Annotated in this window: 8 protein-coding genes; 3 read left to right on the forward strand and 5 right to left on the reverse strand. The window is 41.3% G+C overall.

Features of this window, described 5'->3' with window-relative positions; genetic code table 11:
• Window positions 1–97 precede the first annotated feature (97 nt).
• The 3 genes from NI469_RS15270 to NI469_RS15280 form a co-directional block, all read right to left on the reverse strand.
• A complete protein-coding gene (locus tag NI469_RS15270) occupies window positions 98–571 on the reverse strand; it encodes a hypothetical protein (RefSeq protein WP_253175638.1) in 474 nt (157 codons plus the stop codon).
• Window positions 572–674: 103 nt separating this feature from the next.
• A complete protein-coding gene (gene argF / locus NI469_RS15275) occupies window positions 675–1,595 on the reverse strand; it encodes an ornithine carbamoyltransferase (protein ID WP_004280178.1) in 921 nt (306 codons plus the stop codon).
• Window positions 1,596–1,708: 113 nt separating this feature from the next.
• Window positions 1,709–2,356: a TetR/AcrR family transcriptional regulator gene (locus NI469_RS15280; protein WP_004646788.1), complete on the reverse strand. Its 648-nt coding sequence runs from the start codon at window positions 2,354–2,356 to the stop codon at window positions 1,709–1,711.
• A 230-nt stretch (window positions 2,357–2,586) separates the two neighbouring features.
• On the opposite strand from NI469_RS15280, the gene prpB reads away from it, so the two are divergent.
• Both prpB and prpC read left to right on the forward strand, forming a co-directional pair.
• On the forward strand, window positions 2,587–3,471 hold the full coding sequence (gene prpB / locus NI469_RS15285) for a methylisocitrate lyase (protein ID WP_004280180.1): 885 nt from the start codon (window positions 2,587–2,589) through the stop codon (window positions 3,469–3,471).
• A gap of 4 nt (window positions 3,472–3,475) precedes the next feature.
• On the forward strand, window positions 3,476–4,615 hold the full coding sequence (gene prpC, locus NI469_RS15290) for a bifunctional 2-methylcitrate synthase/citrate synthase (protein WP_253175639.1): 1,140 nt from the start codon (window positions 3,476–3,478) through the stop codon (window positions 4,613–4,615).
• Between the two features lie 64 nt (window positions 4,616–4,679).
• On the opposite strand, the gene NI469_RS15295 is transcribed toward prpC, so the two are convergent.
• Both NI469_RS15295 and NI469_RS15300 read right to left on the reverse strand, forming a co-directional pair.
• Entirely contained in the window at window positions 4,680–5,300 is a 621-nt protein-coding gene (locus tag NI469_RS15295) for an aminotransferase (protein WP_253175640.1), read from the reverse strand.
• Window positions 5,301–5,402: 102 nt separating this feature from the next.
• On the reverse strand, window positions 5,403–5,879 hold the full coding sequence (locus NI469_RS15300) for a CinA family protein (protein WP_004280184.1): 477 nt from the start codon (window positions 5,877–5,879) through the stop codon (window positions 5,403–5,405).
• 252 nt (window positions 5,880–6,131) lie between these two features.
• Here NI469_RS15300 and NI469_RS15305 point away from each other — a divergent pair, with 252 nt between their 5' ends.
• Window positions 6,132–6,362: a hypothetical protein gene (locus NI469_RS15305; RefSeq protein WP_004280185.1), complete on the forward strand. Its 231-nt coding sequence runs from the start codon at window positions 6,132–6,134 to the stop codon at window positions 6,360–6,362.
• The last annotated feature ends 146 nt before the right edge of the window (window positions 6,363–6,508 follow it).

A 6,508-nucleotide genomic window follows, 5' to 3' on the forward strand; every position in this document is an offset into this window, starting at 1 on the left:
AAGCCTTGTTTTATAACATTTTGTCTTGAGAACCAATATGTTATAAATTCAGGGCTTTTTTTCTACTCTTTTTTATATCGAACTCAGGTTAGTTAGATTATTTTAATTTACAATCTTTCTGGGAAATATCAGTTTTATAGGTTTGTGTCTGCGAGTTCAGGCTGAGTTCAACCTTGTATGGGTTCGCAATTTGATAGCGATGTTCAAAGAAAATTTCACAATTATTGAGCAGATTATTGCGAATGACTTTCATCACTTCTTTGCGCCCTAGTTCTTTTTCAAACTGGCTAAAATCGGGCGTGATGATCATGCCTTTCAGTGTGGTTTTATTGGCACTTAACTGTAATTGTTCAATAATCGTATTTTGATCAATCTGCAACGGTAAAGTTCTGGAATCTTCTGCACTGAGCACTGCGAGTAATTCATTCAGTTCGGCTTTTTTCTGAATTTTAAATTTGCTGTCAATAATATTTTTTTCTTGAAGATATTGGTCAAATTCAGAAGCATGCACCGGTAAGACAGCACTGCTAAAACCAGTCAAGAGTGCCAAAGCCCAATATTTTTTTTGCATTGTATAAAATCACTTTTTATTCCATTTCACAATGATTATAAGAGCTGAGACAAAAAAAGCACCAGAGATTGGTGCTTAATTTGTGAAGATTCATCTTAAAAAATTAGTCTTTTTTCAGATTTTCATTAATCAGGAATTCAACCAAGGCTTTTTGCGCGTGCAAGCGATTTTCTGCTTCATCCCAAACTACAGCATTTTTATGGTCAAGCAGATTTTCTGAAATCTCTTCGCCACGATGCGCAGGCAAGCAGTGCATAAACAAGCAATCCGGATGTGCAAGATCCATCAGGCGTTCATTCACCTGATAATCTGCAAAGGCTTTTTCACGGATCTTCTGCTCTTCTTCCTGCCCCATGCTTGCCCAAACATCAGTCACGATCAGGTCAGCATTCACCGCTGCATCTTCAGCAGAAGGAACCAGTTCCACGCAATGCGCAAATTCAGACAGGAATTTTTCTTGTGGCTCATAGCCTTTTGGCGCTGCAATTTTCAGATTAAAGCCCCACATATGTGCAGCTTCAATATAAGAGTTACACATATTGTTGCCATCACCGATCCAGGCCACAGTTTTCCCTTCAATTGAGCCACGTTGCTCTACATAGGTCTGCATATCAGCAAGTAACTGGCAAGGGTGGTGATCATCTGTTAAAGCATTAATCACAGGAACTTTTGAATAAGATGCAAAACGCTCCACGATATCATGACCGAAAGTACGGATCATCACGATATCCAGCATGCTTGAAATCACACGTGCAGAATCTTCAATCGGTTCACCACGACCTAACTGGGTATCGCGTGAAGACAGGAAAATCGCGCTACCACCAAATTGGCTCATGCCAGCTTCAAACGAAACACGCGTACGGGTACTCGATTTTTCAAAAATCATGCCCATCACTTTACCAACAAATGGTTGGAACACTTCATTGTTATGCTGTTTGCGCTTAAGCTCAATTGCGCGTTGCAAAATCTGGTTAAGTTCTAAAGTTGATAAATCGCGTAAGGTGAGAAAGTGACGGAGAGCCATTCGTTACTCCACAATAATTGCCGAAAAACTCGATCAACAATCAGTTGTTGGTTAGTTTAAGAAAAAATACGGAATCGGCTAATATACTATAAGCAATGAAAAATGCAAAAAAACTAGACTTTTTGATGACCGTCTAAAAAGCGATCCACACAATAACTGATGTATTTGTCGATTTCCTGATCATCTTCCTGTACCGGAATTCCCATCAGAATACGCCATTCCAGATTGCGCAAAATACCAAAATACAGCTGCGCCGAATATTGCGGATTCTCGCAATGCAATAAACCTTGCGCATCTGCCTGTTCTAAAGCCGTGGCAATGGCACTTTGCACATGCACCGGGCCTCGCTCATGAATATGTTGAGCAAGTTCTGGATTGCGCTGACTCTGTTCCAGCACCAGACGCATAAAGGCCGAGTTTTCAGGTTGCATGATCTGGTGATAAAAATTGAGCAACGTGTGTACTAAATAACTACGAAAATCCAGTGCCATCAGTTCGATCGGAATACTGATATCTTCAAAAAACTTGATACGACGATAATCGCAAATGGCTTTAAATAAGCCTTCTTTATTGCCAAAGTACTTATAAATAGAGGCTTTAGAGCCACCGGCATGCTGGACGATATCATCCAGAGACACAGCATCATAACCCCGTTCCAGAAATAGCTCGGTTGCACTGATCAGCAGCGCAATACAACGCTCATGACCACGTTTGGTCTGTGGCAGATCTTTGGCGAGCGGTTCTAGGGCGAGGTCTTGCATAGGAGATAATACATCAACATGTCAATAGAGATTGAAACGCCATCATAGCAAATATATGCACATATTTCATAATTGCGCCGGATAAGTGCGCTATTTGCTGATTAGGTAAAGCAAAACTTAAAAATTTGACTAAAGTTTTAGAGTATTTGTTCTATCGGGTTATGGAATGAGCAAGCCAAATGAGTATACTCGAATTTCAATAATTATAGCCAAGACTGTGGAAAAGGAAGATGACAGAACAAATGTCTGCAGGTTTAAGATTTAGACAAGCGCTTGAAGTCGAGAAACCATTGCAAATTATGGGCACAGTAAATGCCTATGCTGCCATGATGGCCAAACAGGTCGGTTATAAAGCCATTTATTTATCAGGTGCGGGTGTCGCGAATTATTCTTATGGTTTGCCTGATCTGGGCATGACTAGCCTGGATAATGTTCTTGAAGATGTACGCCGGATCACTGAGCGTGTGGATACACCTTTACTGGTCGATATCGATACCGGTTGGGGCGGTGCATTAAATATTGCCCGCACAATCAAACAGATGATTGCTGCAGGAGCCGCTGCGGTTCATATTGAAGATCAGGTGGCACAGAAGCGTTGTGGCCATCGTCCAAATAAAGAAATCGTATCGCAGCAGGAAATGGTCGATCGTATCAAAGCGGCTGTAGATGCGAAAACCGATTCAAACTTTGTGGTAATGGCGCGTACCGATGCGCTGCAAAAAGAAGGCCTGCAAGCCGTGATTGACCGTGCTTCTGCCTGTGTTGAAGCGGGCGCAGATGCGATCTTTGCTGAAGCGATGACCGATATCACCATGTACCGTACAGTGTGTGATGCGGTCGGTGTTCCAGTCTTGGCAAATATTACCGAATTTGGTGATACACCCTATTATACGGTTGATGAACTGGCGGAGCAGGGCATTGGCATGGTGCTGTATCCATTGTCAGCAACACGTGCCATGCAAAAAGCCGCACTTGAAGTGATGCGTTCAGTACGCGAACATGGTACTCAGGTAAATGTGCTGGATATTATGCAACAACGAAAAGAACTCTACGAATTTTTAGATTATCACAGCTTCGAAGACACATTAGATAAACTGTTTAAACAGGAGAATTAAAAAAATGGCTGAAGGAAAAGTACTCACTGGCGCAGGATTGCGCGGACAAGTGGCAGGTAAAACCTCACTTTCAACAGTAGGCAAAAGTGGCGCAGGCCTGACCTATCGCGGTTATGACGTACAGGATCTGGCTGAACATTGCCAGTTTGAAGAAGTCGCCTACCTGATTTTCTTTGGAGAATTGCCGACAGCAGAGCAATTGGCTGCCTACAAAGCCAAACTGAAATCCTTGCGCACTTTACCTCAGGCATTAAAAGAAGTCCTTGAGCGTATTCCTGCGGATTCGCATCCAATGGATGTGATGCGTACTGGCGTTTCCATGCTGGGCAATCTTGAAACTGAGCAGTCTTTTGAGCAGCAACAGGATATTGCAGACCGTATTTTAGCAACTTTACCGGCAATCATTTGTTACTGGTATCGTTATAGTCATGACGGTGTGCGTATTGAAGAAAATACCGATGATGATTCAATCGGTGCACAGTTCCTGCATTTACTGCATGGCGAAAAGCCAAAGGAATTACATGAACAGGTGATGAATGTATCGTTGATTCTGTATGCAGAACATGAGTTCAACGCTTCAACCTTTACCGCTCGTGTGTGTGCATCAACGCTGTCAGATATGCATTCCTGTATTACAGGCGCAATTGGTTCCTTGCGTGGCCCTCTACATGGCGGTGCCAACGAAGCTGCGATGGACATGATCGAAAACTGGAAGTCGCCTGAAGAAGCTGAACGTGAAATGCTGGGCATGCTGGAACGTAAAGAAAAAATCATGGGCTTCGGTCATGCGATCTATAAGGACAATGATCCGCGTAATGGCATTATTAAAGTCTGGTCTGAACGTTTAGCCAAAGATGTCGGTGACACGGTACTGTATCCGGTGTCAGTGCGCTGTGAAGAAGTCATGTGGCGTGAGAAGAAATTATTCTGTAATGCGGATTTCTTTCATGCTTCGGCTTATCATTTCATGGGCATTCCAACCAAGCTGTTTACCCCGATCTTTGTTATGTCACGTGTGACAGGCTGGGCAGCGCATGTGATGGAACAGCGTGCAGACAACCGTATTATCCGTCCAAGCGCAGACTATACCGGACCAGAACTACGTAAAGTAGTGCCAATCGCTGAGCGTTCTACAGCGGCTTGATCCGTAAATGTCCTAGAATAAAAATAAGGTCTCAATTGAGACCTTATTTTTTTAGTGAATTCTGTTATCGGCTTAACAGTGCCGGATCTTCAATGCTATAACCTGTTTCAAAAGGAATACCCAGATACTTTACTACTACTAGGGTCTTATTCTGTCGCGGGACTTTATAGGCCTGGCTAATTTTCAAGCCTTGCTGATAACTGACTGCTTGCTGAACCGGACTTTTTTGTAAGCTGGATTTTACTTGATATTGATAGGTCCATTTTGGCACTTTTTCCTGAGGATCATGCCAGGCAGGCGCGCTACCTTTCGTTGTCTTTAACACCTTAAGCTGTGGCTTTGATTTTTGAACCGGATTTAATGGAACTAAACGTTTTTTGATTTTGGCAATGTCTTGATCAAACTTGCGACTGTCTTGATCATAATCGATGCGCTTGGTTTTAGGATTGATATATAAGGAATTGACCTGAACCAGCTGATTTGGTTTTTGGGATTTAAAATTATAATAATATAGTTGAGGTAAGCGTCCACGACCATCAAGATAATGACGCATGATATAAAGCTTCTGTTCTTTGACTTCATAGCCTAGAACTTCAATATTTTGTGGACCGCCTACGGTAGCGAAAGCCAGAGTGGGCAAGCTCAGAGGGAGCAGGAGCAGTGCAGTTTTAATATTCATGGTCATTCCACCCTCAAAAAAATAGATTGGCATTTGATCATGCCAATCTATCTTAAAATACGGTAGAAATAATGAAGCTTATTCAGGCTATACAGTAACTTTGAAAGCTTAGCTGTTATTCAACAGATTGATCATGTCATGTGCAACCACAGCTGACAGTTTGTTGAGGCGTTCAAGTGGCGAGCCTTTGAGATAATACTGGAACTGATGGATTTGCGTGCCGTCATTAATGGCCACAAAAAATGTTCCTTCCGGTTTCTCTGGTGTCGCGCTACCACCTGGTTTAAGTAACCCTGTACAGGCGATAATCCAGTCAGCATCACGGAACATTTTTTTACCTGCTTCCGCCAGAGCAACTGTTACCGGCATAGATTCCGCAGTATGACTATTGATCAGATTCTTGGAAATGCCCAATACTGAAGTCTTGACACTTACATCGTAACAGATCAAACCACCAATCAGAATTTCGGCACCTTCTCCTTTACAAATGGAGAACTGGCTACTGAGATATCCAGAACTTGCGCTTTCGATAAAGGCAATTTTTATGTTTTTCTCTTCGAGTAAGCCGCAACAGGTTTTTATCATAGTCTCTATATTTTCTTTGTGGGAGTGATTTTAGATCAATTTAGACAGATTTTTTCTGTCGATCAACTCCAAGTATATTTATATTTTTATGAAAGTTAAAATTTTTTTCATAGATTAGTGTAATTTCATGTTGATCTGATCGCAAAATCTGAATGGTTAAAGCTTGGGCTATTTTCAAAAATAGAGGTTTCTTCTCAGGCGGAACAGTGGTAAAAATAAAAATAAAGTGCTTAGTGAAAGTAGGGTGTTGGAATGAAAACCACAGTAAAATATGTAGTCTTAAAAAGTCTTGACTATCAATTGGGTACACCATTATTTCAGGAAGAAATTGACGCTGATGGTCAATATTTTGATCAGATACCAAGCACAATTTCTTATCAGAACTTACAGTTCAAAGTAAAAAGCAAAGAGCTTAAACGTTTGCATCTGGCCGAAGAGCAGGAAGATACTCAAACGATTATCGTCAAAGTAGTCAATATCTAATAAAAACTGAATAGAATAAGCCTCTTTTAAAGAGGCTTATTAATTATAAATAGATTAATAGACTTCCGTCATAAATCAAAAAACGTACAATTTATTTGATCTTAAATTAATCAGCAAAATTATTTAATTCAAGAGATAATCCTTGG

It is taken from the genome of Acinetobacter lwoffii, assembly GCF_024129735.1.
In the GTDB taxonomy this organism is placed as follows: domain Bacteria; phylum Pseudomonadota; class Gammaproteobacteria; order Pseudomonadales; family Moraxellaceae; genus Acinetobacter; species Acinetobacter lwoffii_H.